We start from the raw sequence: 25,212 nt of genomic DNA on the forward strand, positions 1-25,212 counted from the left end.
TATTCACTCTAGACTAATTCTTCCTCAGATCCTTTCCAATGAGTACCGTAGTACATGCTGCGGTACTTTTTTGGTGTCATGCCGGTTTCATCCTGGAACAGCTTAATAAAGTGGCTCTGGGAGGAAAAGGACAGATAGGAAGCAATCTCCACCATGGAAAAGTCGGAAAACCTAAGGAGATTCTGGGCTTTTTCAATCTTTACTTTCCTGATGTAATCACTGGCTGAGATGTTCATCTCGCTCTTAAACAGCCTTGATATATAGCTTGTGGAATTTCCACAGGCTTTCGCAAGATCCTCAATAGTGATCCTCTCTTTGATATGGGCATATATGTAATTGATACATTCTGAGATGGGACGTGACAGGGCAGAGTTCTGCTTAAGCATATTCATTCTTTTTGTGTAGTCCAGTACCATCTTGTTGTGCCAGTCTTCAATTTCTTTTTCGGAAAAGAGATAGTCCAGCTTTTGAATGTAATAGTCACTGAGTCTGAAGGACATCTCCATCTCCATTCCGTTCTCTGTGCATATTCTGGAAACAAGAGCAGCAGTGACCACAAAGTGGTACTTAAGGTTAAGAACAGGATCTCTGGATAAAGTTCCTACACCTTCTGTCTCTAAAAATCTGTGCTCATTACAGTTAGCTGTAATTGCATCTATTTCGCCACCTGCAACCTGACGATAGAATAAAAGCTCATCGTTCTGGCTTCTGTGGATCATTTCTTTTTCTGTTAATAATAGATTGGTTGAAACTGCCATAATATTCCTCATTTCTGTTATTTTCACACCAAAGTATAACATTATTATTCGAGAATACCATATCTATGTTTGAAAAATATTATTTTAGGTAATGGATATGTTATTTTTTCTTTGCTTTTTGTATAGATTTTACCTTTAAACGATTAAGATATGGACTTAGTTGATGCAGTTTACTAAATTTTTAGAAATGGGGTAAGGAGCTTATGAGAAAGTTTTGGTTGAAGAAGTCGGCAGTTACAGCCATGTCTGTAGCTACTGCTGTAGCAATGCTTCCTACAAATGTTCTTGCTAAGAATGGGGAGAGTGCTAGTGAAGCTCAGACAGGCGATGGGTATGAGCTTGTTTGGTCAGATGAGTTTGACGGGGATTCACTTAACACAGGTGATTGGAATGTTGAGACCCATGAGCCTGGCTGGGTAAATGCGGAGCTTCAAAGATACACTTCTTTGGATGAAGGTAATATTGAAGTCAGCGATGGCACTCTGAAGATCAAGCCTCACAAGAGCGAGGCAGAAGCAACACAGGAAGAAAACAGCGAAGAGAATCAGGGACAGAGCCAGGAGGCTGAAGTAACTGATATTGCTTTTGATTTTACTGTAGGAGAAAATGAGTCAGCATCTGATACAGTTGCTCTTCAGATCAACTTCGGAAAGATTGATGATTCTGCTGAAGGAACAGCTCCTGCAAATGTATCTGTTTTCGATGTTTCTCTTAAGGATGAAGATGGTAACGAGCTTCTTAAGGATACAGCATTTGAAGATGTTTCAGCTAATTGGTCCATGGGCTTTAATGAGGATGGTAAAGGAAGTGCTGATTTTTCAAATGGTAAAGCAAACATAATTATTGAGTCTGCAGGAGGTGCTAATTATCACGTTCAGCTCCAGCAGGGAGGACTTAGCATACAGCCTGGAAATACCTATCACTTCTCTATGAAGGCTACCTCCAGCGTAGACAGAAAGACTGAGCTGAGTATTCTTGATCCTAATAATGGTTGGCACTGGTATGGCGGCTCTGTACAGACGATAAAAGGAAGTGCAGTATCTGGTGGATCGGGGGCATCAGCCTCATCGGGGAAGGCTGGTGAAATAACCTCCGGTCGTATCACAACCCAGAACAAGCACGACTTCACATATGGAAGATTTGAAGCCAGGGCAAAGGTTCCTGCAGGACAGGGTTACCTTCCGGCATTCTGGCTCATGGCTACAGATGAAGGCAACTACGGTCAATGGCCAAAGTGTGGTGAGATTGACATCATGGAGGTAATGGGACAGGATACATCAAAGTCCTACCATACAATCCACTACGGATACAGCTCAGGCTCAGGACACAAGGAGAACCAGGGAACCAGAACAATTGAAGCAAATGGTTACTCCAATGATTTCCATGATTATGTAGTTGAATGGGATCCCGGAAAGATCACCTGGTTCGTTGATGGGGAAGAGGTTTACACCACAAGCGACTGGTACACAGGTACTGATGATGACAATCAGATCACATATCCAGCTCCTTTTGATCAGAATTTCTACGTGATCCTTAACCTTGCAGTAGGTGGAAGCTGGGTAGGCTATCCTGATGATGAGACTTACTCACATATCAATGAGGATGCTTACGAGATTGACTACGTAAGGGTTTATCAGAAGTCTGCAGAAGAGTATGAGAGATTAGAGAATGAATGCGTTAAGCCTGAAAAAGAACCTGTGTCCTTCAGAGAAGCTGATGAGAGCGGAAACTACGTAAAGAACAGCCAGTTTAAGGATGTTATCGCTATGGATGGCTCAGCTGAAGCTGATAAGGACAACTGGAAGCTTCACCTTGAATCTGATGCATCAGGAACAACTTATGCTCTTTCAAATGAAGGTATAACAATCACTCCTGACAGCACAGGTAAAGTAGATTATTCTATCCAGCTTAAGCAGGAAAATGTTCCTATGTACAAGGGCTGGGAATACGAGCTTTCATTTGACGCGTATGCAACAGAAGAGAGAAATATCATAGTAGATGTTGAAGGTCCTGACAGAGGATGGGACAGATACCTCAAGGATACAACAGTAGCTATTGGAACAACTAAAGAAGCTCACACTATTCCATTTACAATGGAGAAGCAGACAGATGCCAATGGTTCTTTGGAGTTCAACCTTGGTAATCAGGGTTCAAATGCCACTGTAACTATCAGCAACGTAAGACTTGTTCATAAGTCCGGTGAAGAGATAAAGGATGACGGACTTAAGGTAATAAGACCTGATGGAAATTACATCTACAACGGATCATTTGATCAGGGTGAAAAGAGACTTGGATACTGGGAAATCGATGAGGCAGATAAGGCAAATGTTTCTGTAACAAACGTAAGCGGAACAAGAGAGCTTAAGGTTGTCGTACCAGAAGGAAAGACTGTAAAGGTTAGACAGAGCGAGCTTTCACCTATTGGAAAAGGAACTTATGATATCAGCTTCAGTGCAAGATGCGCTGAGGAGTCAGCAGCTAACGGTCTTGCAGTAGTAGTAGCCGGTACTGAATTTGCACCACAGCTTGGAGGAGAAAATGCAAAATACTCAAAGAAGATCAATTTTGAAACCGACAACACAAGGGAAGGCTCCTATGTTGAGATCCTGTTCAAAGAGCCAGGTACCTACTACCTCGACAATATCTTCCTTACAGAAGCAGCTCTTTTAAAGAACGGTTCCTTCAATGCAGGACTGGCAAGTTTCTCACCATATATCTATGACACAGTAAAAGCAAGCTATGTTATAGATAACATGAATGGAAATGACAATACCTTTGCAATCACCATTGAAGATACAATGGCAGATGATGCAGGTAATGACTGGTATGTACAGCTCAACCAGGATGGTATCACTCTTGAGGAAGGAAAGAGCTACAAGCTTTCCTTCAAGGCAAAGTCCAATATTGATAGAGCAATCAAGTACAGCTGCCAGCAGTTTGAAGGCAACTGGACAAATTACAGTGGTACAGGCTCAGTTCAGGTTGGTCCTGAGTGGAAGACCTTCACTGCAGAGTTTAAGATGACAAATCCTACTGATACCAACACAAGATTCAACATCACAATGGGGTCAGTAGATGGTAAGAGAATCACAGAAAAGCACGATGTTTATATCGACGACATCTCACTTATTGAGCTTGACTACGAAGTAACAGAGAACAAGCAGACTGAGACTACAGGAGATGACAATGGTCAGACTGTAGAACCCGGAACAGGAGAAGGTGGAAATGATGAGCCAGCAAATCCTGACCAGCCTTCAAATCCTGATGAACCTACAAATCCTGATGAGCCAGGAAGTGGCGAAGGTGGCAATGGCGAAGGCGGAAATGTTGAACCTACAAATCCTGACCAGCCAGTAGATCCTGATCAGCCTTCAGAGCCAGAGCAGCCAGCAGAAGAGGATAAGCCTTCAGTGCCTTCAACACCTCTTCAGCCAGCTCAGCCTGCACCAGTAGTAGTGGCAGTTAAGAAGGTAGTAACTGCAGTTGTAAAGACAGTTGCAAAGGTTGTAACAAGCATTGTTAAATCAATCTTCCGACTGTTTAGATAAGCCCTTCGTTTTATACATTTATACCTCATAAGAGTGCATTGCGTTACCCTTAAACGCTTGCAACAGGATCGGTCAGTGTCTATACGGCGCTGGCCGGTTTTGCATTAGGAATAATTGAAAAAAATACCTTTTTGTAGTATCCTATATGTTGTAGAATTGGATACAAAATTGGCTAAAAAACATACAAGATGTAGAAGACAATTATGATGACTTGTAAGGATGCTGAAAAGTTAATCCCAGAGTTTTTGGATGATGACCTGGATAACCGGGAACTGTCTGAATTCCTTGCTCATGTGGACTCATGCCCGGAGTGCAAGGAGGAGCTTACAATACAGTTCCTTGTTCGTGTTGGTATGCAGAGGCTTGAAGATGGTAACACCTTTAATCTTAGCAGAGAGCTGGATCATCTCCTTGTGGACTCCAAGAAGCGCCTTAGTGCCCGTAGATACCTGGTAATGACCAGCTATATTCTGGAGATCGCGGTAGCTGCTCTTCTTGCCACATGTCTTTTACTAGCTATTGCTTTATAAGAGGATTTATGTCAGATAAGAAACTTGTGATAGATGGAGATAAGTTAATACAAGATGCCTATGACAGCGTTCCAATCTTTGTTGACAGTGAAGGACATCAGATAAATGGCCTTTACGGAGCTTTTTATAAGTTAAAAGAGCTTTTGGCTACCGGAAACTTTGATTGCTTCGAGATTTCTTTTGCTGAAGAAAACCCGTCTACAGAGTCTGTAAAATGGCAGGCTGGGCAGTTTTCCAAGCTTTTGAAGGCTATTAATGGTGTAAATATCGGAGCTGAGTCGTTGCTGACAGCAGATATTCAGACAGCTTTAGATGAGACTTTACTTGGATTATCCCCATCCGGAAAGGTGGCAGAGCTTCCTAAATTTAAGCACGCCCTGACTGTTACTTCAGACCTTAACGAAGTGGAGAAGATTTTTAGTGATGCTAAAAAGGCCGGCAGCGTAGCTTACTATTTTCTTACTCAGAAGGAAGGGGAAGGAAAGTCTGATGTTAAGGCACTTGGTTTGTCCCTTTGTTTTGATGAGTCTTTAGTTTATTACATTCCTGTGGTGAACTTCATCACTTCATCTTATCTGGGGCAGAAGCTGGCAGAACTTTCTAAGACGACAAGTCTTTTTACTTTTGATATCAAGGAGAGCTACAGATTCTTTACTCCTTTTGAGATTTCAGATAGGGAAAAGGGCTACGATCAGGAAGATAAAGGCTTTGAGAAGGAGCCTAGATGCTTTGATGTCCTGATTGGAGCATATCTTAATAATCCACTTAAGAATGACTATGAGCCCTGGGACATCAGTACCGAGTATTTGGGAATTCCGATGCCTAAGAAGGCAGATGTTTTTGGAAAAGAGCTATTGTCAGAGGCGGATGAATCTAAAGTGGCTGATTATGCTGGTAAGATTGCCTATATTTCTTTTGCAGCTGCGCCACTGATCAGGACTAAGCTTTCAAAGACTGGAATGGAGGAGCTCTTTTTCAATATTGAAATGCCACTTTCCTATATCCTGTATGCGATGGAGAAGGAAGGTATCATTGCAAAGCGCGATGCACTTAAAGAGTACGGTGATAAACTTCAGGTAAGGATTGCGGAACTGGAGAAGGAAATATATGAAGCTGCAGGGGTTGAGTTTAACATCAATTCTCCGAAACAGCTGGGAGAGATCCTGTTTGAAAAACTTGGGCTTCCTGCGGAGAAAAAGACTAAATCCGGATATTCTACTGCAGCTGATGTCCTTGAAAAGCTCGCACCTGAGCACAAAATAGTTGCTGATATATTGGAGTACAGAGGGCTGTCAAAACTTAAGTCCACCTATGCCGATGGACTTGCTGCCTTTATTGAGGAAGATGACAGGATCCACACCAGTTTTAACCAGACTATTACAGCAACAGGAAGGATAAGCTCCACTGAGCCTAACCTTCAGAACATCCCTATGAGGACAGAGCTTGGAAGGCTTATCAGAAAAGTCTTTGTTCCTAAGGAAGGCTTCGTTTTTGCTGATGCGGATTATTCACAGATAGAGCTTAGGATACTGGCTCACATGTCAGGGGATCAGGGGCTGATAAGTGCTTACCACGAGGGAGAGGATATCCATGCAATTACTGCCTCTAAGGTTTTCCATGTTCCATTTGAGGAAGTTACACCGCTTCAGAGGCGCAATGCCAAGGCAGTTAACTTCGGAATAGTTTATGGGATCAGTTCTTTTGGACTATCCCAGGATCTTTCCATTTCTGTTGGAGAGGCAAAGGAATATATGGAGATGTACTTCGAGACCTATCCGGGAGTACGTTCCTATCAGGACAGAGTTATTGCAGATGCCAAGGATAAGGGCTACTCAGAGACACTTTTTGGCAGGAGAAGGCCTATACCTGAGCTTAAGAGCGGTAATTATAATCTGAAGCAGTTTGGGGAGAGAGTTGCCATGAATGCGCCAATTCAGGGAACTGCTGCGGATATTATGAAGATAGCAATGCTTAATGTCTACTTCAGAATAAAGAGGGAGAACCTGGTTTCTAGGCTTATCCTTCAGATACATGATGAACTTGTTATAGAGACTGCACCTGATGAGGTGGAGAAGGTTTCAAAGATTCTTGTGGAGGAGATGGAGAAGGCAGTTACCCTTGCCGTTCCAATGGAGGTTGACTGTCACACCGGTAGTGACTGGTATGAAGCAAAATAAGCTGACTGTGGGGAAGACAAATATCATAGGCATAACCGGAGGTATCGGCGCCGGTAAGAGTGAGGTATTAAAGTACCTGGGAAACAAGTATAATTGCAGGGTTATCTACTCAGACCAGGTGGCCAATGATATTAAGAAAAAGGGCTATCCGGCCTATGATGAACTGGTTTCTCTTCTTGGAAAGGGCATCCTTGGGGAAGATGGTGAGATCGATAAGACCAGGATGGCTTCAGCTATATTTAATAATAAAGATGCACTGGAAAGCGTTAACAATATTTTGCATCCTGCAGTAAATACATTTATTATTAATATAATAGATGAGGAGCGGGAAAAGGGGCAGCTGGACTTTGTATTTGTGGAAGCAGCTCTTTTGATAGAAAATGGTTATAAGCGTATTGTGGATGAACTGTGGTACGTTTACGCCAGCGAGGATGTAAGGCGCGTTAGGCTAAAGGAATCCAGAGGCTACTGGGATCAGAAGATAGATGACATCTTTAAGAACCAGCTGGATGAAAAGACCTTTAGGGAGAATGCGGACTTTGTTATCGACAACAGCTCGTCTTTGGATGAAATGGCGGTACAGATAGATATTAAACTTGGGGAGTGGGTAAAATAATGGCAAGCTTAGAGCAGAAGGACCAAAAGGTAGTATACGGACTGGATATTGGAACCAGAAGCGTTGTTGGTACCGTGGGTTATATGAATGAAGGGCAGTTCAATGTTATTGCCCAGGCAGTGGAGACCCATGAGACCAGGGCTATGCTGGATGGACAGATCCATGACATAGGAAAGGTTGGGGCTACCATCAGAAAGGTGACCGACAAGCTTGAACAGCAGACAGATATTCATCTGACTGATGTTTGTATAGCAGCGGCTGGTAGAGTTCTTCGTACTGTAAGAACCAACTATGATTACGAATATCCCGATGGACATACCATCACCGATGAGGATATCTATAATCTGGATTCCGGAGCTGTAGAGAAGGCATATTCCGAGTTCCTTTCTCAGAATAACTCAGGCCTAAAGTTCTATCTGGTGGGCTATTCCGTAATGCACTACTACCTGGATGGATATCAGATAGCAAACCTTGAGGGACATAATGCCGGCAAGGTAAGCGTTGAGCTTATAGCTACCTTCCTTCCTGATGACTGCGTTGACGGTCTTTACAAGGCCTGCGAGAGAGCAGATCTTAACGTTGCAAACCTGACTCTGGAGCCTATTGCTGCCATGATGGTTGCAATCCCTGATCGCTTCAGAATGCTGAATTTGGCTCTTGTTGATGTAGGTGCAGGCACTTCCGATATTTGCATAACTGATGATGGCACCATTACTGCTTATGGAATGCTTCCAATAGCAGGTGATGATATTACAGAGATAATTGCCCAGCATTGTCTTGTGGACTTTAATGCAGCGGATGAGATAAAGATTCAGGCCAGCCACAGTGACAAGGTTGAATACACAGATATTATGGGCCTTAAGAAGACCATAACTTCTAAGGAAATTGCCAGGATCATTAAGCCTAAGATTGATGAAATGGCACAGAGGGCCACTGACGAGATCAAGAAGCTCAACGGCGATAAGGCTGTAAGCGCTGTATTCGTTGTTGGTGGTGGTGGATGTGTTCCCGGCTACACCAAGGCTATTGCCAAGGATATGGATATTCCTGAGGAGCGTGTAGCCTTGCGAGGCGAGGAAGTTATGAAGAATATCACCTTCCTCAATAACGACGGTATAGAGAGGGATTCACTTCTTGTTACTCCTCTTGGTATCTGCATCAGCTTCTATGAAGAGGCCAACAACTTTATCTTTGTTTCCTTTAACGGAACACAGACTAAGATCTATGACAACGGTAAGCTCCAGATTGTGGATGCAGCTATGCAGGCAGCATTCCCTAATGAGGACCTGTTCCCTAAGAGGGGTGAGGAGCTTCGCTATACAGTAAATGGTAAGGAGAGGAGTTCAAGAGGCGAGCCCGGAGAAGCAGCTGTTATTCAGCTCAACGGAAAGCCTGCTGATATCCACTCTAAGATCCATGCCAATGATATTATCCAGGTTACACCATCAACAGCCGGAGCTCCCGGAAAGGCTTCTGTTGAGAATATTCCTGAGTTCAAGACCAAGTTTAGTGTCAATGTTAACGGCAAGAATGTTGAGGCATCAAGATATGCCACTGTTAATGGCCAGGCTCAGACCGGTTACTATGACATTCACCCCGGAGATGAGGTCAGGATCCTTGATTACAATACAGCAGCTCAGATTGCTGAACTGATGGATATCCAGATCACAGAGGATACAGTTATCATCGTTAACAACGAGCGTGGTGATCTGAACACTCCTGTATACGAGAACTTTAAGATAGAGTTCAAGTCTCAGGAAGATATGATCATGGATTACTATAAGGATTTCCCAAGTGCTGATGAAATGGCTATCAGCCAGGCCAACGAGGAATCCTATGAGAATATGGATAATGAAGTAAGGCTCAAGGCTGACAAGGACGGTCAGCTTACCTTTGATGACCTTCCGGACGATGATGGTACCTATGAGAAGGAAGAGAAGGAGGATAAGGAGCCTGAGGTGGTAAGGAACATCCTTGCTCATGATCTTCATATCATGGTAAATAACGAGGCTGTAACTCTGCATGGTAAGGCAGATTACATCTTTGTTGATATATTTGATGCCATTGACTTTGATCTTTCTAAACCAAATGGCAGATCCATTGTCACCAGTCTTAACGGTTCAACACCTGATTATATGCAGCCAATCCATGAGGGTGACAAGATAGAAGTTTATTGGAAATAATTTGTTTGGGAGAGTTTTGTATTAATGCGTTTTACCAGTATTGCCAGCGGAAGCAGCGGAAACTGTACTTATGTAGGATCAGACAACACACATATCCTTGTGGACGCAGGCATCAGCAAGAAAAGAATTGAAGAAGGGCTGAGTGAACTTCAGCTGACTCTGTCAGATATCAGTGCAATATTTGTGACCCATGAACATGTGGATCACATTTCAGCTATCAGAACCATACTTAAGAAGTTTGATATACCGGTCTATGCTACAGCCGGAACCATTCAGGGAATTCTTAATACTGACAAGAAGAATGAGATGGCAGGAAAAGAGTTTATCCCTGTAACTGCAGATAATGCAGTTGTGGTAGGGGATATGATCATCAATCCCATGACCATAAGCCACGATGCCCTGGACCCTTGCGGATACAGAGTTTACTGCGGCGATAAGAAAGTTGGAATAGCTACTGACCTTGGCTGCTACACCGACTATACAGTTAACGCCCTTTCAGGCTGTGATGCGCTTTTGCTTGAAGCCAATCATGATGTGAGGATGCTTCAGACAGGCCCATATCCATATGTTCTTAAGTCCAGGATCCTTGGCGACAAGGGACATCTTTCCAATGAAAAGAGCGGAGAGCTCCTTTGCAGACTTTTGAACGACAAGATGAAAGGGATATTTCTTGGACATCTTTCTAAGGAGAATAACCTTCCTGAACTGGCCTATGAAACGGTTCGAGTGGAGATAGAGATGGGAGATAATCCCTACCATGGTAACGATTTTCCGCTGATGGTTGCAGAGAGAAGCTGTCTTTCTCCTGTGCTAGATTTTTGATAAATGTACTATTTCAGATTTTGACGCCGATAATGAGATGTAGCTGAATATGATAAAGATTGACCTTATTACCGGATTCCTTGGATCCGGTAAAACTACGTTTATAAAAGAATATGCCAAGTACCTTATTGAGTCCGGAGAAAAGATATGCATCCTGGAGAACGACTATGGTGCAGTTAATGTAGACATGGTTCTTTTGCAGGATCTTCTTGGTGACAATTGTAACCTTGAGATGATTGTGGGTGGCGACGGGATTGAAGCCCACAGAAGACGCTTTAAGACAAAACTCATCTCCATGGCTATGACAGGCTATACAAGAGTTCTTGTGGAACCCTCCGGAATATATGATGTGGATGAATTCTTTGACGTTTTATATGACGAGCCACTGGATAACTGGTACGAGGCTGGCAGCATCATTGGAATTGTAGACGCCTCAAGATACCTGGAGCTTTCCGATACCTCCAGGTATCTTCTTATGTCCGAAATCTCCTGGGCAGGAAAGATCCTGCTTAGCAGAGTGGATTGTATATCTGATGGAACTGCTGAATTGGTGGACTCTGTGGCGTCAGACGAGATGGAGCTCAATGTTGTATCTGCTCATGATGCCAAGAATGATACTTGTATTGGAATCATTCGTGATGCAGAGAAATTTCTGAATGATACCATGGAGACCTTCGGATGCAGTTTGAGGTTCAGCGAAGATCAGATTTTGGCTAAACCATTCAATGAACTTACATCAGAGGATTTTTCTGATATAAAAAATGCCGGATATCGTCACGCAACATATACCAAGCTCCCTGTGGGTGACGACAAGTTTACATCCTTGTTTTACTTCGACGTCTCTATTCCGGAAGTTGAACTAAAAGAAAAGCTTACATCTCTTTTCAAAGATCCTAAGGCCGGCCACATCATACGAATAAAAGGCTCCGCGAGAGTCTCGGATTCGATACAACTTGAAATAAATGCTACTGACAAAGAAATGTCCCTTAAACCAGCCGTGTGCAGCAGAGACATTCTTATTATTATTGGAGAAGGTTTGGACAAATCTTATATTAATGATATTTGGATGGATTATTGTAGCATTGTAAGCCTATAAACTCTTATTTGCTTATTCCAGAAACGTATATGGGTAGTCGAGGTGCAAATATATCCAAGATTTTACGATTTGTATAAACCACGGAGGCGAGACATAGGAATCAGGAGTGCCGATGCACGATTGATTCCTGTCCATGGCTCGATGGAGTGCTTGGTTTAGTATGAGCAAAAGATTGGATATATTTGCACCTCGACTACCCAAAATCAGTATGGTTATGGTATCATATCATAAATGTGTTTCGCGCTGCAGCGCTAAACTGATATAGGATCAGGAGGAGCAGTTATGAACAAAACTATTATTACAGTAGTTGGTAAGGACACAGTTGGTATCATCGCAAAGGTCTGCACTTATCTTGCAGAGTCTAAGATCAATATTCTTGATATTTCCCAGACCATCGTAAGTGGATATTTTAATATGATGATGATCGTTGATATGGCAGGAACGGATAAGGAATTCAATACCGTTGCTGACGATCTTGAGGGCCTTGGTAAGGACATCGGAGTTGTTATCAAGTGCCAGAAGGAAGAAATCTTCGATTCCATGCATAGACTGTAAGAACTTGCCGAGGTTTTTCGAGGCTAGTTTGCGCGTGTTGTGCCCTTGGCACAACCTCCTTATGAAAAAGAAAAGAAGGGTAATTCTATGATAAATATCTATGAGGTCGTTGAGACCAATGAAATGATAGAAAAAGAAAACTTGGATGTCAGGACCATAACCCTGGGTATTAGCCTTATGGACTGCATATCTTCAGATCTTGAGCAGCTTTGTGCCAACATCTATAACAAGATTTACGATACAGCAAAGGATCTGGTGAAGACAGGAGACCAGATTTCCAGGGAATTTGGCATTCCAATTGTAAATAAGAGAATTTCTGTAACCCCCATAGCTCTGGTTGGCGGAGCTGCATGTAAAAAGCCTGAGGACTTTGCTCAGATTGCAAAGACTCTTGATAAAGTAGCTAAGGAAGTAGGAGTTAATTTCATCGGTGGCTATTCGGCTCTTGTAAGTAAGGGTATGACTGAGGCTGACAGGCTCCTTATTGAATCTATTCCTATGGCTCTTTCATCTACTGATGTGGTTTGTTCATCAATTAATGTAGGTTCCACCAAGACCGGCATCAATATGGATGCAGTAAGGCTCATGGGAACCATAGTAAAAAAGACAGCTGAGGCAACTAAGGAATCTGATTCACTTGGATGCGCTAAGCTTGTTATTTTCTGTAATGCACCTGATGATAACCCCTTCATGGCAGGAGCATTTCACGGCGTTACTGAGGCAGACAAGATAATTAACGTTGGTGTCAGTGGACCAGGCGTTGTTAAGACAGCGCTTGAGAAGGTTAGAGGAGAGAATTTCGAAGTTCTATGTGAGACCATCAAAAAGACAGCCTTTAAGGTTACCAGAGTTGGTCAGCTGGTTGCACAGGAAGCGTCTAAGAGACTTGGCGTTCCTTTTGGAATCATAGATCTTTCCCTTGCTCCTACACCTGCTATCGGTGACAGCGTTGCTGATATCCTTCATGAGATTGGAGTAGAGCACGCTGGAGCTCCTGGAACTACAGCTGCATTAGCTCTTTTAAATGACCAGGTTAAAAAGGGCGGAGTTATGGCATCCTCCTATGTTGGTGGCCTTTCCGGAGCCTTTATTCCTGTCAGTGAGGATCAGGGCATGATCAATGCAGTAGAAGCCGGAGCCCTTACTTTAGAGAAGCTCGAGGCTATGACCTGTGTCTGCTCTGTAGGTCTTGATATGATTGCAATCCCTGGCGATACAAAGGATACAACTATTGCCGGTATAATTGCTGATGAGATGGCAATTGGAATGATCAATCAGAAAACCACAGCTGTCCGTTTAATCCCGGTTATCGGAAAGGGCGTTGGAGAGACTGTAGAGTTTGGCGGTCTTTTGGGTTACGCTCCGATAATGCCTGTGAATCAGTTCTCCTGTGATGAATTTGTAAACAGAGGAGGCAGGATTCCGGCACCGGTCCACAGCTTTAAGAATTGATTATTATGATTATTTAAAACAAAATTTCACTTTTTCGTGATATTATTTCGCTTTCGAAATCGTTTCAGTGAAAAAATTATAAATAAATCATAAACATTATAAAATAATTATAAAGATAATCACAACCGACTATAAAAATGTTGATTGTGATTTTTTTTATGATATTATACTTAGCCGGAAAATCGAAGGTAACTAAAAATATAGTTTGAAATTATTTTTCTATAACAGTGTTTTGTATTGATTAACAGAGGAAAAAGATGAAGAATAAGAAATTTGACAAACAGATAATCAGAGCTCTTTCTATCGCACTTAGTGCCAGCATGCTTTCTCAGCCTGTAACTGCACTGGCAGCAAATTTAGAGGATGATACTCCTTCAACAGATGTACCTGAAACTACACAGGATACAGATGCTGTTTCTGAAAAAGAGGTTTCTGACTATCAGGAAGTTTATGATGAGATTTCAAAGGCCCAGGAAGCTGTTAATAACGCATCTGACAGTGATGAGCTTTCTGGTATTTCTGATGTTATTGATGTTGTAAACAGCACTGTTCAGGATCTTGAAAAGACAAATAACGAAGCTAAAAAGGCTGTTGAAGAATACAACGAGACAGTAAATGAGGATGCAGTTGAAAATGCTAACCGCTACGCTATGTGGGCTGGGGATGCAGCATCAGATGCAAAGGACTCTGAGGAAGATGTTGATGCAGCCATGGAAGCTGTTGAGAGAGCCGCCATGGATACACAGGCTGCAAAGGATAAGCTTGATGCAGCAAACTCAGCTTATGAGGAGGCTTCTAATAAGGTAAAAGAGGCTGAGGACAAGCTTACTGCATTAAAGCAGCAGTATGGCCTTGATCAGGTAGATGAGGAAGGCAACACTGTTTTTGCAGGAGATGCAGCACAGGTTCTTGCAATAGCTCTTTCTAACCTTGAAGAGGCTCAGAAGGCAGCAAACGACGCTCAGGAGACAGTAGAAACTGCAAAGCAGGAACTTGAGAATAAGTCAGATGAAGCTAAGGCAGCTGAAGATTCTTATGCTGAGGCTATTCAGGCAAAGAACGAAGCAGCAGATGAGCTTGAAGCTGCTACAGAAAAGGCAAAGGAGGAGTCAGAGACTCTTTCAGGCCTTGAAAATGAGCTTTCTAAGGCACAGGAAAATGCTACTGCTAAGGCGGAAGCTGTATCACAGGCAGATGCAGATCTTGAAGAAGCACAGGCTGCTGCCCAGAAGGCACAGGAAGAAGCTGATGAAGCAAATGCAGCTTATGAAGCAGCGGTAAAAGCCCAGAGCGAAAAGAAGGATATCCTTGATGCTGCAGTAGAAGCAGAGGCTAAAGCTAAGATAGAGCATGAGGAAACAAAGGCAGCATATGATAAAGCAAGTCAGAGCTTAAGCACAAATCAGGGCCTGGAGCGAGATGCAAAAAGAGCTTTAAGCAGCGCTGAGAAGAAGCTTAATGAAGCATCCAAGTCTGTTGAGAAGGCAGAAAAAGAACTCTCTGCTGCCAATAAAGTTGTGGCAGATACTGAAGCTAAGCTTAATGATGCAATTATTATTAAGACAAATGCTGACAATTTTGTAGTAAATATGAAGGCTGCAAAGGAAGAGGCTGACAAACAGTATGCTGCAGCAGCTGAGAAAGTAACAGAAGCTCGTAAGCTCCTTGAGAGTGCGAACAGTGAAGTGAAGGAAAAAGAAGGTGCATTAACTACTGCCAATAACGAGTTTGAAACAGCTAAGGGAAAACAGGAACAGGCTCAGGCTGATCTTGAAGAGAAAACAGCTGCAAAGGATCAGGCTGATGCTGATTTGATCACTGCTACAAGTAATGTAACAAATGCAGCAAATGCACTTTCAAAAGCGCAGTCAGCTAAGGCAGATGCTATAACAAATAAGAAAAATGCAGAAGATGCATTAAAAGAAGCTGAGACAAATAGAGATGAGGCTGTAAAAGCTTATGAAGAAGCTGTAAGGATTTTTGGTGATAATTCTGTAGAATCAATTACTGCTAAGTCTGCATTAGATGCTGCCGAAAATGCTCTGGAGACAGCAACAAACAACAAGAATGATGCAGTTAACGCTCTTTCAGATGCGAACACTGCTTTGAAGAGTGCTCAGGATGCAAAGACTGCAGCTGACCAGAAACTTTCAGAAGCTAAGGCAGCTCAGGCAAGTGCTGATTCTGCTTATAGCAATGCGAAGGAAAACCTTGATAGCCTTGAGAATGCTCTTACAACTGCCCAGAATAAGTACGATGCAATAAAAGCCAAGTATGAGGGGATTAATAAAAGTGAGCTCGAGCAGGCTATCGAAGATGCTAAGAAAATAGTTGCTGAGGCAGAGGCACAGTTCCAAGCAAGTCAGATTCTTAAGGCACTTACAGATGATATTGAAGCTCGCCAGGCTGAGGTTGCAAAAGTTACATCAACTGAACAGTACTGGACTCAGAACGATGCCCTTGCTGAGTCTCTTATCAAGTATAAGTTCTACCAGGAAATTGACAATATCGACATGGATTCAATCCAGTTCTCCGGTTGGATCCATCCTGTAAACGGCTGGGACAACAACCATGTAAAGGTTACCTATTCACTTAAGAATTCAAGTGAAGTGATTACAGAGTATTATGATTACATTTCATATTTTGCTAACGGAAATGTTAATACCTGGTCCCACGAAGCAGATCATATCGAGGTAACAAAGAAAAAACTAAAATATCCTGAGCACTATAGGGATAGTGAAGGAATAGACTACAACACCATCGCCTTTGAGAGTAAGGGTGCACAGTACTTTAACGAAGTGACCTTCACTAAGAAGGATGATGACTACAGCCGTATCGTAAGAACTGCCCAGGAAAAGCTCGATGAGGCTAATCAGGCTCTTGAAGACTACGAAACAGGAAAGCAGCTTAAGAGTGAGCTTGATGCTGCTTCAGCAGCCATTACTGATGAGATTAGGCAGAATGTAGCTGATCTTTTACAGAAGGCAAATGAAGCTGCAGGAGTTGTTTCAACTCTTTCAAAGGAAGCTGAAACAGCAGCATCTAACCTTGAGGAGGCAAACTTTGCAGCTAAAAAGGCAACATCTGATTTACAGGTTGCTGAGAATGTATATAATAACGCTGCTTCAACAAAGGACTCAGCCCAGGCTCGTGTTAAGAGAGCTCAGGAAACATTAGATGAGGCTGAAAGAGTTTCTGATGAAAAGAAGACAGCTTGGCTCAATGCTGTTAGCACCTATGGAGCTAAATCTGAAGAAGCAGAAACTGCATCAGGTGAGTATAATAAGGCAGTTAGTGAACTTGCAACAGCAGAAAAGAACAAGAGTGTAGCTGACGAGGCTCTTGAAAATGCAAATAAAGCAGTAACTGAAGCTCAGAACAAGCTGACAAAGGCTACAGAAGCTAAGACATCAGCTGATGAGGCTGTTACAAGCGCCCAGGAAGCTGTCACAGAGGCAGAAGGAAATCTCGAGGCTGCAAAGGAACTCCAGGAAAGCGCAAGCAAGGCCCTTAAGTCAGCAAACGATAATGCTGAAAGCAAAAAGACAGAAGCTGATAAGGCTCAGACAAATCTTGAAACAGCAATTGAGGATCAGAAGGTAGCTGGTGACAAGGTTTCAGCTTTGGAGACAGAACTTTCTAATGCACAGAAGGCTGCAAGCGACAGGCAGGATGACCTGGATGCTGCACAGCAGATTCTTGAGGAAGCAACTACAACTAAGAACGATCTTCAGAAAGCATACGAAGAGGCTGCTGCGAAAGCTGAGTCTGCAATTGCTATCCGTGATTCCAGGCAGGCTGCTTATGAGGCAGCAAAGAATGACCATCAGACAACAAAAGAGGAACGTGAAACAGCTAAGCAGGAGCTGAAGAGTGCCAAGGAGTCACTTAAGGCTGCAGAAGAGACAAAGGCGGCTAAAGAGAAAGCCCTTGCTGAGGCTAATGCAGCTGTTGCTGAGGCTGAGGAACTCTTAGAGGCTGCTAAGGCTGATCAGGAAGCAGCAGATAAGGAAGCAACAAGACTTTCAGAATCAGTTGAAAATGCTAAGATATCAAAGGCTATAGCAGATGCAGCTGTTGAAACTGCAACTAAGAAGAGTGAGGCGGCTATTGCAAACCTTGAGGAGGCAAAGAGCCAGGCAGGAGCAAAGGCAGATCTTGCTGCTGAGGCTGTTGATAAGATCTCAGCTGTAACAGAGGCAAACAAGGCTGCTCAGGATAAGCTTTCAAAGGTTCAGGAGGCGTATGATCAGCTCCGGGCTATGGCAGAGTCTCTTAAGTCCCTTAAGACTAAGGAGATGGCTAGCGCAGAAGCAATAAACGCCCTTCAGAAGGCCTATGATGAAGCTGCATCTCACCTTGCAGCAGCAAGACAGTCTTATGAAACAGCAAAGACTAACCTTGAGAAGGCTCAGCTTGAGGCGCAGAAGGCAGCTGAAGCTCTTGTAGAGGAGCAGGCAAGAAAGGCAGCTGAGCTGAATAAAGTAATTGGTGAAGAAAAAGTAAAATCTGAAGCTGCACAATTTTCAGAAAATGATAGAACAAGCTTCATTGATGTTACTGAGAAGATCACTGTAACACCTGTCGCTGATCAGAGCATTACGATCATCGAGGATAATAAGGTTGCTATGGCAGATTCCATAAGTGATTATGCTATGGAAACTGAAACTGAGACTGAGACTGTAAAACTTGAGGGTCCTGAGCCAAGAGAAATTGTTGCTAAAGTTGCTGATTCTATTCAGGAGGAAACTATAACTTCTGTCTACGACAAAAAGAATGCTCGCAAGTCAGGTGTAGGTCTTGTAAGTCTTGCAACTGCCACATCTGCACTTGGAATTGGTGTAGAAGAGCTTCTTAGAAAACGTAAGAGATAATTAAATAATCCATAAACCACAATATATTGTCCTCGTATAGTAAAAATAAACTAAAAGGTGTATAATAAATACAATTTTGTAGATAATTTTTTGCTATATGGGGAAGTGGGGGAATGGATAATAACGAAAAAGCTGGAAACAGCGTGATGCTCAAAATCTGCGCCTTCATTGTTGATAAGCGCAGTCTTTTCTTTCTGATATATGCGATATTATGCATATTCTCGGTAATATCTCGCAATTGGGTTGGAGTTGAAAATAAGCTGGACAAGTATCTTCCGGGAACTTCTGAAACAAGACTTGGTCTTGACCTGATGGAAGAGCAGTTTACCACTTATGGCTCCGTAAAAGCTATGGTTGCCAATATTTCCTATGATCAGGCTCTGCAAATAAAGGATGAGCTTGTAGCTATGGATGGTGTGTTCTCTGTGGATATGGATGATTCAGAGAAATACTATAATAATGGCTCAGCTCTTTTCAATATTACCTTTGACTATGATGAGAACGAAGAACAATGTCTGGTTCTTTTGGATCAGGTCAGGGCGTATTTTGAACCCTATGATTCATATCTTTCAACTACTCTTGGTGATACCCAGTCAGAACTTATCGATAAAGAGATGTCTGTTATCTCTGTTCTGGTTGTTATCATTGTTGTGGCAGTTCTTTTGCTGACCTCCCAGGCTTATGCAGAGGTTCCGGTGCTGCTCCTTACCTTTGGTTCAGCTGCCCTTGTGCAGATGGGTACAAACTTCCTTCTTGGTACAATTTCTTTTGTATCTGATTCCGTAACAATAGTGCTTCAGTTGGCCCTTTCCGTGGACTATGCTGTAATTTTCCTAAACAGGTATAAGGAGGAACATGCGTCATTACCTTCCCGTGAAGCCTGTATTCTTGCCTTGTCCAAATCCATCCCTGAGATTTCCGGAAGCTCCCTGACCACCATCGGCGGTCTTATAGCCATGCTGTTCATGCAGTTTGGAATAGGAAGTGACATGGGTATTGTCCTTATTAAGGCTATTTTGCTCAGCCTTTTATCAGTATTCCTTCTTATGCCCGGAATTATCATGGTGTTCGCTGTGCCCATGGAAAAGACACAGCACAAGAATTTCATTCCTCAGATCCCCTTTGTTGGCAAATTTGCTTATGCTTCAAGATATGTGATAGCACCACTTTTTGTTATCGTCATAATTGTTGCTAACAGACTCTCTGCCAGAACTCCTTATGTTTATGGCTATTCACAGATCACACCACCTCTTATAAATGAAGTTCAGAAGGCTCAGAACATGCAGAACGACGTGTTTCCTTCAGACAACATGGTGGCACTTGTTTTCCCAGCCAAGGATTATGACATTGAGAAAAAACTCATTGACGACCTTCTTGGCTATGAAGAAGTAACTTCCGTTACCGGACTAGCTAATACAGAAGCTATTGGAGGATATACCTTAACAGAAAAGCTGAGTCCCAGACAGTTCTCGGAGCTTTTAGACATTGACTATGAGGTGGCTGAGCTTGTTTATGCTGCCTATGCTGTAAATGATGAAGATTACGCCAAGGCTGTAAATGGTCTTGCCAACTACAAGGTTCCCCTTATTGACATGTTCATGTTTGTATATCAGGAGGTCAAGGAAGGCTATGTAACCCTTGACGATGAACTGATGCAAAAGCTTGAAGATGCTAACAGGATGATGAACTTTGCCAAGGCACAGCTAAGGGGCGAAGATTATTCCCGTATCCTGGTTTACCTTAACCTTCCCCAGGAGTCGGAAGAGACCTTTAATTTCATTGATAAGCTCCATGACATCACAGAGCGCTACTATGAAGAAGATAAGATCTATGTAGTAGGAGAGTCTGTCAGCCAGTATGACCTGAAGAAATGTTTTGCCAGAGATAACACAGTCACTTCTGTAATTTCAATTCTTGCCGTACTTGTTGTACTTCTTTTCACCTTCAAGTCTGCCGGAATGCCTGTGCTACTTATTGCTGTTATTCAGGGATGTATCTGGGTCAACTTCTCTTTCCCTGCGGTATTCCATGACAATCTGTTCTTCCTTGGATACCTTATTGTTAGTTCTATTCAGATGGGTGCCAACATCGACTATGCCATCGTTATAGCAGGTCGTTACACTGAGCTTAGAGAAACCATGGGTAAAAGAGATGCCATCATTGATACCATGAATCTTTCCTTCCCGACAATCATTACCTCAGGAACCATGCTTGCTGTAGCAGGAACACTTATCGGTAAGATGACTTCTGACTGTGCAATCTATGGAATCGGAAAATGTCTTGGACGAGGAACAATTATTTCCATTATGGTTACTATGTTTGTTCTTCCACAGATCCTTCTGGTGGGTGATAAGGTCATTGAACTTACTGCTTTTGTTATGAATGCGCCTTTCCAGACCAAGCAGATTGCCGGAGCTATGCGTATTGATGGTATTGTTCGAGGCAGGATCGAAGGTAACATCAATGGTGTAGTTCATGCTGTAGTCAGAGGTAATGTGTCAGCATATATTGAGAATGGTGATGTTAAGATGCTTGATGAAGATACCGGCGAGAAAATACCGGATGAAGCAGGAACGGAGGGCGTGTAATATGAAGAAGAGAGTATTTGCTGCCCTTCTGGCTGGCTTACTATTTACAACTTTTTCCGTTAGCTCTTTTGCCGAAAATGAGAGCACTGATAATGAGACTACAGAAAAAGATGCAGTAGTGGAGAATCTTTTAGGTGTTGAAAACTTCTCCACTGGAACGCAGGATAAAGCCATTGAGGCAGAAGTAGATGTGGATGCGGATATCCATGATGAAGTGCAGGCTACAATTCCTGAGACTATGGAAGAAATCAGGATAAGTAGCCCTGAAGACTTCATGGCAATGGTAAACAACTGCTCATTGGATACCTGGTCTGCCAATAAAAAGATTGTCCTTATGCAGGATATCAGCCTTGTGGGAAAGGACTTTAAAGGAATTCCCTCTTTTGATGGTATTTTTGATGGCCAGGGACATACTGTTTCAGAGGTTAATTTAAAGAGCGGTCTTTCCTACGTGGGATTTTTCACTCATGTGGGAAAGGATGCTGTCATTATGAATCTTAACGTTTCCGGTTCAGTGATGCCTACAGGAAATACCACCATAGTTGGCGGCTTTTGCGGTGAAAACAATGGCATTATAAGTGGCTGCAGCTATAAGGGTGTGGTTTCCGGAAAGGATTATATAGGTGGAATTACAGGTATCAACCAGCTTACCGGAGACATAAGATTTTGTACCTGTGAAGGCTTTGTCAGTGGCACTCACTTTGTTGGTGGTATAGCCGGAAAGAATGACGGAAATATAGCTAATTGCAGGAATGAAGCTCTGGTAAACACGACAAACACAGATACTGAGATCACCATTGACTCCATGGAGAAGCTCAATACTGTTCTTAATCTCATAAGAAATGGTCTTAATAAGAGCGATGAGGAAGCAAATGCTGATGTTACTGTTACTGACATAGGTGGCATTGCAGGCGTTTCCATAGGAATTATTACAAGGTGTATCAACAACGGTGAAGTGGGCTACGAGCATGTAGGCTATAACATTGGTGGAATTGCAGGAAGACAATCAGGCTATCTTGCCAATTGCTCAAATAACGGGCGAATTAAGGGAAGAAAAGATGTTGGTGGAATAGTAGGCCAGGCAGAGCCCTATATTACCATTGACTTTGCAACTGATGTGGGCTACCAGCTCCAGCAGGCTGTGGCTAAGCTTCACGACTCTGTTTCTGCCACATTAAATGACACCAAGAATCAGTCTGACGTTGTCAGTGCCCGACTTGCCATAATCCAGAAGTTTACAGGACAGGCTGTGGAGGATACAAGATTCCTTGCAGGTGAAACCGTGGACTTTGCCAATGGTGTTTCCGGTGCCACAAGCGAAGCTTTTTCCAGAGTAGAATATGTTATGGCTGAGGCTTCCAAGGATGGGGGAGCTCTGGATAATACCAACAGCGCACTTTCCAGTGCTCAGAAATCCGGAAAAGATATAAGAAGTGCCATAAACGACCTTAACATTGAGACCTATCTAAAGGATGGCAGTGATGAAAAAATACAGTATACCAATTCAAAGACTGTTCTAAATGCTGCAGCAACACAGTATGAAAACCGAGTTAGTGAGTCTCATAGAACTTATTACAACCTTGAAATGGTAAGCCTGAGGGGTGCTGGAAGTGATCTTGTTTATGTTGATTCTTCCGGAAATGTAGTCAGTGAAACCGGATGGTCCGCTGGTGATATTAAAACAGGTGCAGGAGCAGATACACCTGGTTCATGGAAACATAGTACTGATGGCGTGGTATTCCCTGTAACGGATTCCTCAGATTCAAGGAAGACAGCGGATCAGGCTCTTCAAACGAATGTTGAAACTGCTGCGGCTTCTGATTGTGATACTTATGCCAAAACTAATTATGAAAGCCCTATTCCTCCTTACAATAAGGGAATAAATCCTACGACAGGTAACTACTACTACGATGAAGAAGTAGGAAGTGCATATGCTGTTATTTCTAAGGTATACATCAACCATATAGGTGAGATGTCTGATTCCACAAGAAAAGACGCTCAGTCAGCTCTGAATAATCTGGATTCATCAGTTGGAAGCCTTGGAGAAGCAGGCAAACAGACCAAGAATATCATTAAAGACGTGGCAGGAAGAGGCTCGATCACTTTTCCTCAGTTTTCCGCAGAGTACAAGCAGCACACCACAAGCCTTGCGGATAATTTGGCTGCTATGAACGATAATTTCGGACTTCTTAATTCCGAGGTAAACAACGCCACAGGAGTTCTGGTAAATGACCTTCAGGGCGTTAATGACGACTTTAATAACATACTTAACCTTTATACTGACGCATTAGATGGAGTCCTTGAGAAGGATTACACCAATATGTTCAGTGATGATTCTCTTAAGGAAGCTCAGTTTACAACTGATGCAACCATCGATTCCTGCTTCAATTTCGGATTATGTGAAGGTGACATCGACATTTCCGGTATAGCCGGAACCATGGCAATAGAGTATGATTTTGATAAAGAAAGTGATGTGACGGGTCTCAAGGATTCAGGCATCAACAGTTCCTACCTGACCAGATGTGTTCTCAGGGACAACAGGAATTATGGTGATGTTATAAGCCAAAAGAACTATGCCGGTGGTGTATGTGGTCGTCAGGATATGGGTACAATCCTTAACTGCGGCAGCTATTCTAAGGTTGAATCTACTACAGCAGGTTACGTTGGTGGAGTTTCCGGATCATCTATCGGATATATTGTTGAGTCCTATGCCAAGGGTGAGCTTTCCGGTGATTCCTATGTTGGCGGAGTAGTTGGAGATGGTAAGAACATCAAGGATTGTCTCACAATTGTCAGCATTGACGGAGAACCAGACTGGAGCGGGGCTATAGCAGGACATATATCTGAAAACGGAGAAGTAAGAAGTAACTTCTTTGTAAGTGATAACCTTTCAGGTATAGACAGAGTAAGCTACAGCAAAAAGGCCGAGCCTATTAGCTACGACGCCGTACAGAATAACACAGTCTTCAGAATTATTGAGGAAGAGACTGAGGATAAGGAAAAGAAGGAAGAGAAAAAGGCCAAGGTTATATCTCTTTCAACCGGCAATGATAATGGAGAACAAGCCGAAGAAGTATACAGGGAACTTCCTTATGAATTCAGCAACCTCAACGTGAACTTTGTACTTGAGGATGAGGATCTGGAGGGAGGAAAAGAGAAGGTTGGAAGGCTTATCATGAAATATGGTGACAGCCTCACAGAAAAGGATTATCCCGGAGTAAGAAATAAAGAGGGCTTTTACCCGGTATGGGATATCACAGAGGTTGATAAGCTTACTACAGACCTGACTATAACTGCAACCTACAAACGTTACAGGACAACTCTTTCAGAGGAGAATGTATCTGATTCCTTATATCAGTCTGAACTGCTTGTTGACGGACAATTTAAAGATGATGACAAACTCATAGTAGATAAGACAGTATACGTTACAGATGATTCCGTTTCTGCTCATCTGGATAACTTTGAAACTATGAAGGTTACTGTTCCTAATGATGGGCAAACAAGCCATCAGATCAGGTTTAAGGCAATAAATAACTATGCTGAACTTGCTAATGTTTTTGGAGGTTTTCTGAATACTGAGCCTGTTCTTTATCTTGTTGAAGGTGATACCAGAACGGCCCTTCAAAAAACTGGAACCATGGGAGGATATTCAACCTATAACGTTGACGGCAATGACTTTACGTTATCAGTAAGTATTGAAGGTGCAAAAAATGCTGCTATTACAGTAATAATAATAGCCGCTATAGCGCTACTGATCCTTATCATTATTCTGATCGTCATTGTAAATGTCATAAAGAGACATGGAGGAAAAGTTCCAAAGATCTTTAATGTTCTGGTCATCAAAGTATCAGAGAGAATTGAAAATAAGGAACAGCTCTTCTATGATGATTCTAAGGACGAATTAAAACCCGAAGAAAACGGCGAAGAAAATAAGAACGAAGAAAATACTAACGAAGAAGAAAACAAGGACGCAGATAACAAAGAAACAAGCGAAGATAAGAAAGAAGACTGAT

The 25,212-nt window shown here is 42.6% G+C and carries 13 protein-coding genes; 12 read left to right on the forward strand and 1 reads right to left on the reverse strand.

Annotation, left to right across the window (positions count from 1 at the left end):
- Nucleotides 1–8: 8 nt before the first annotated feature.
- A complete protein-coding gene (locus BO18_RS28575; protein WP_207643595.1) occupies nt 9–758 on the reverse strand; it encodes a helix-turn-helix transcriptional regulator in 750 nt (249 codons plus the stop codon).
- 203 nt (nt 759–961) lie between these two features.
- On the opposite strand from BO18_RS28575, the gene BO18_RS33800 reads away from it, so the two are divergent.
- From BO18_RS33800 to BO18_RS28635, 12 genes are all read left to right on the forward strand, one after another.
- On the forward strand, nt 962–4,306 hold the full coding sequence (locus BO18_RS33800; protein WP_051689276.1) for a carbohydrate binding domain-containing protein: 3,345 nt from the start codon (nt 962–964) through the stop codon (nt 4,304–4,306).
- Nucleotides 4,307–4,509: 203 nt separating this feature from the next.
- Nucleotides 4,510–4,836 (forward strand): anti-sigma factor family protein, encoded by a 327-nt coding sequence (locus tag BO18_RS28585; RefSeq protein WP_081861318.1) that lies wholly within the window; start codon nt 4,510–4,512, stop codon nt 4,834–4,836.
- Between the two features lie 8 nt (nt 4,837–4,844).
- The gene (gene polA / locus BO18_RS28590) at nt 4,845–7,013 is read left to right on the forward strand and encodes a DNA polymerase I (RefSeq protein ID WP_051689277.1); all 2,169 of its coding nucleotides are present in this window, start codon (nt 4,845–4,847) and stop codon (nt 7,011–7,013) included.
- Entirely contained in the window at nt 7,000–7,629 is a 630-nt protein-coding gene (gene coaE, locus BO18_RS28595) for a dephospho-CoA kinase (RefSeq protein ID WP_051689278.1), read from the forward strand. Before polA ends, coaE begins: the two co-directional genes overlap by 14 nt.
- On the forward strand, nt 7,629–9,812 hold the full coding sequence (locus BO18_RS28600; protein ID WP_034452046.1) for a cell division protein FtsA: 2,184 nt from the start codon (nt 7,629–7,631) through the stop codon (nt 9,810–9,812). The genes coaE and BO18_RS28600 overlap by 1 nt, the downstream gene beginning before the upstream one ends.
- Before the next feature lie 24 nt (nt 9,813–9,836).
- Nucleotides 9,837–10,634: an MBL fold metallo-hydrolase gene (locus tag BO18_RS28605; RefSeq protein WP_034452047.1), complete on the forward strand. Its 798-nt coding sequence runs from the start codon at nt 9,837–9,839 to the stop codon at nt 10,632–10,634.
- A 49-nt stretch (nt 10,635–10,683) separates the two neighbouring features.
- Nucleotides 10,684–11,730, forward strand: coding sequence for a GTP-binding protein (locus tag BO18_RS28610; protein ID WP_051689279.1), 1,047 nt, complete (start codon nt 10,684–10,686; stop codon nt 11,728–11,730).
- A gap of 282 nt (nt 11,731–12,012) precedes the next feature.
- On the forward strand, nt 12,013–12,285 hold the full coding sequence (locus tag BO18_RS28615; RefSeq protein WP_034452049.1) for an ACT domain-containing protein: 273 nt from the start codon (nt 12,013–12,015) through the stop codon (nt 12,283–12,285).
- Nucleotides 12,286–12,372: 87 nt separating this feature from the next.
- Nucleotides 12,373–13,737 carry a PFL family protein gene (locus BO18_RS28620; RefSeq protein WP_034452050.1) on the forward strand — a complete coding sequence of 455 codons (1,365 nt, stop codon included), beginning with the start codon at nt 12,373–12,375 and terminating at the stop codon, nt 13,735–13,737.
- A gap of 257 nt (nt 13,738–13,994) precedes the next feature.
- Nucleotides 13,995–18,611: a hypothetical protein gene (locus BO18_RS28625; protein ID WP_034452053.1), complete on the forward strand. Its 4,617-nt coding sequence runs from the start codon at nt 13,995–13,997 to the stop codon at nt 18,609–18,611.
- Nucleotides 18,612–18,724: 113 nt separating this feature from the next.
- Nucleotides 18,725–21,199: an MMPL family transporter gene (locus tag BO18_RS28630; RefSeq protein WP_034452055.1), complete on the forward strand. Its 2,475-nt coding sequence runs from the start codon at nt 18,725–18,727 to the stop codon at nt 21,197–21,199.
- Nucleotide 21,200: 1 nt separating this feature from the next.
- Nucleotides 21,201–25,211: a hypothetical protein gene (locus tag BO18_RS28635; RefSeq protein WP_034452057.1), complete on the forward strand. Its 4,011-nt coding sequence runs from the start codon at nt 21,201–21,203 to the stop codon at nt 25,209–25,211.
- The last annotated feature ends 1 nt before the right edge of the window (nt 25,212 follow it).

This window comes from Butyrivibrio sp. AE2032 (genome assembly GCF_000702965.1).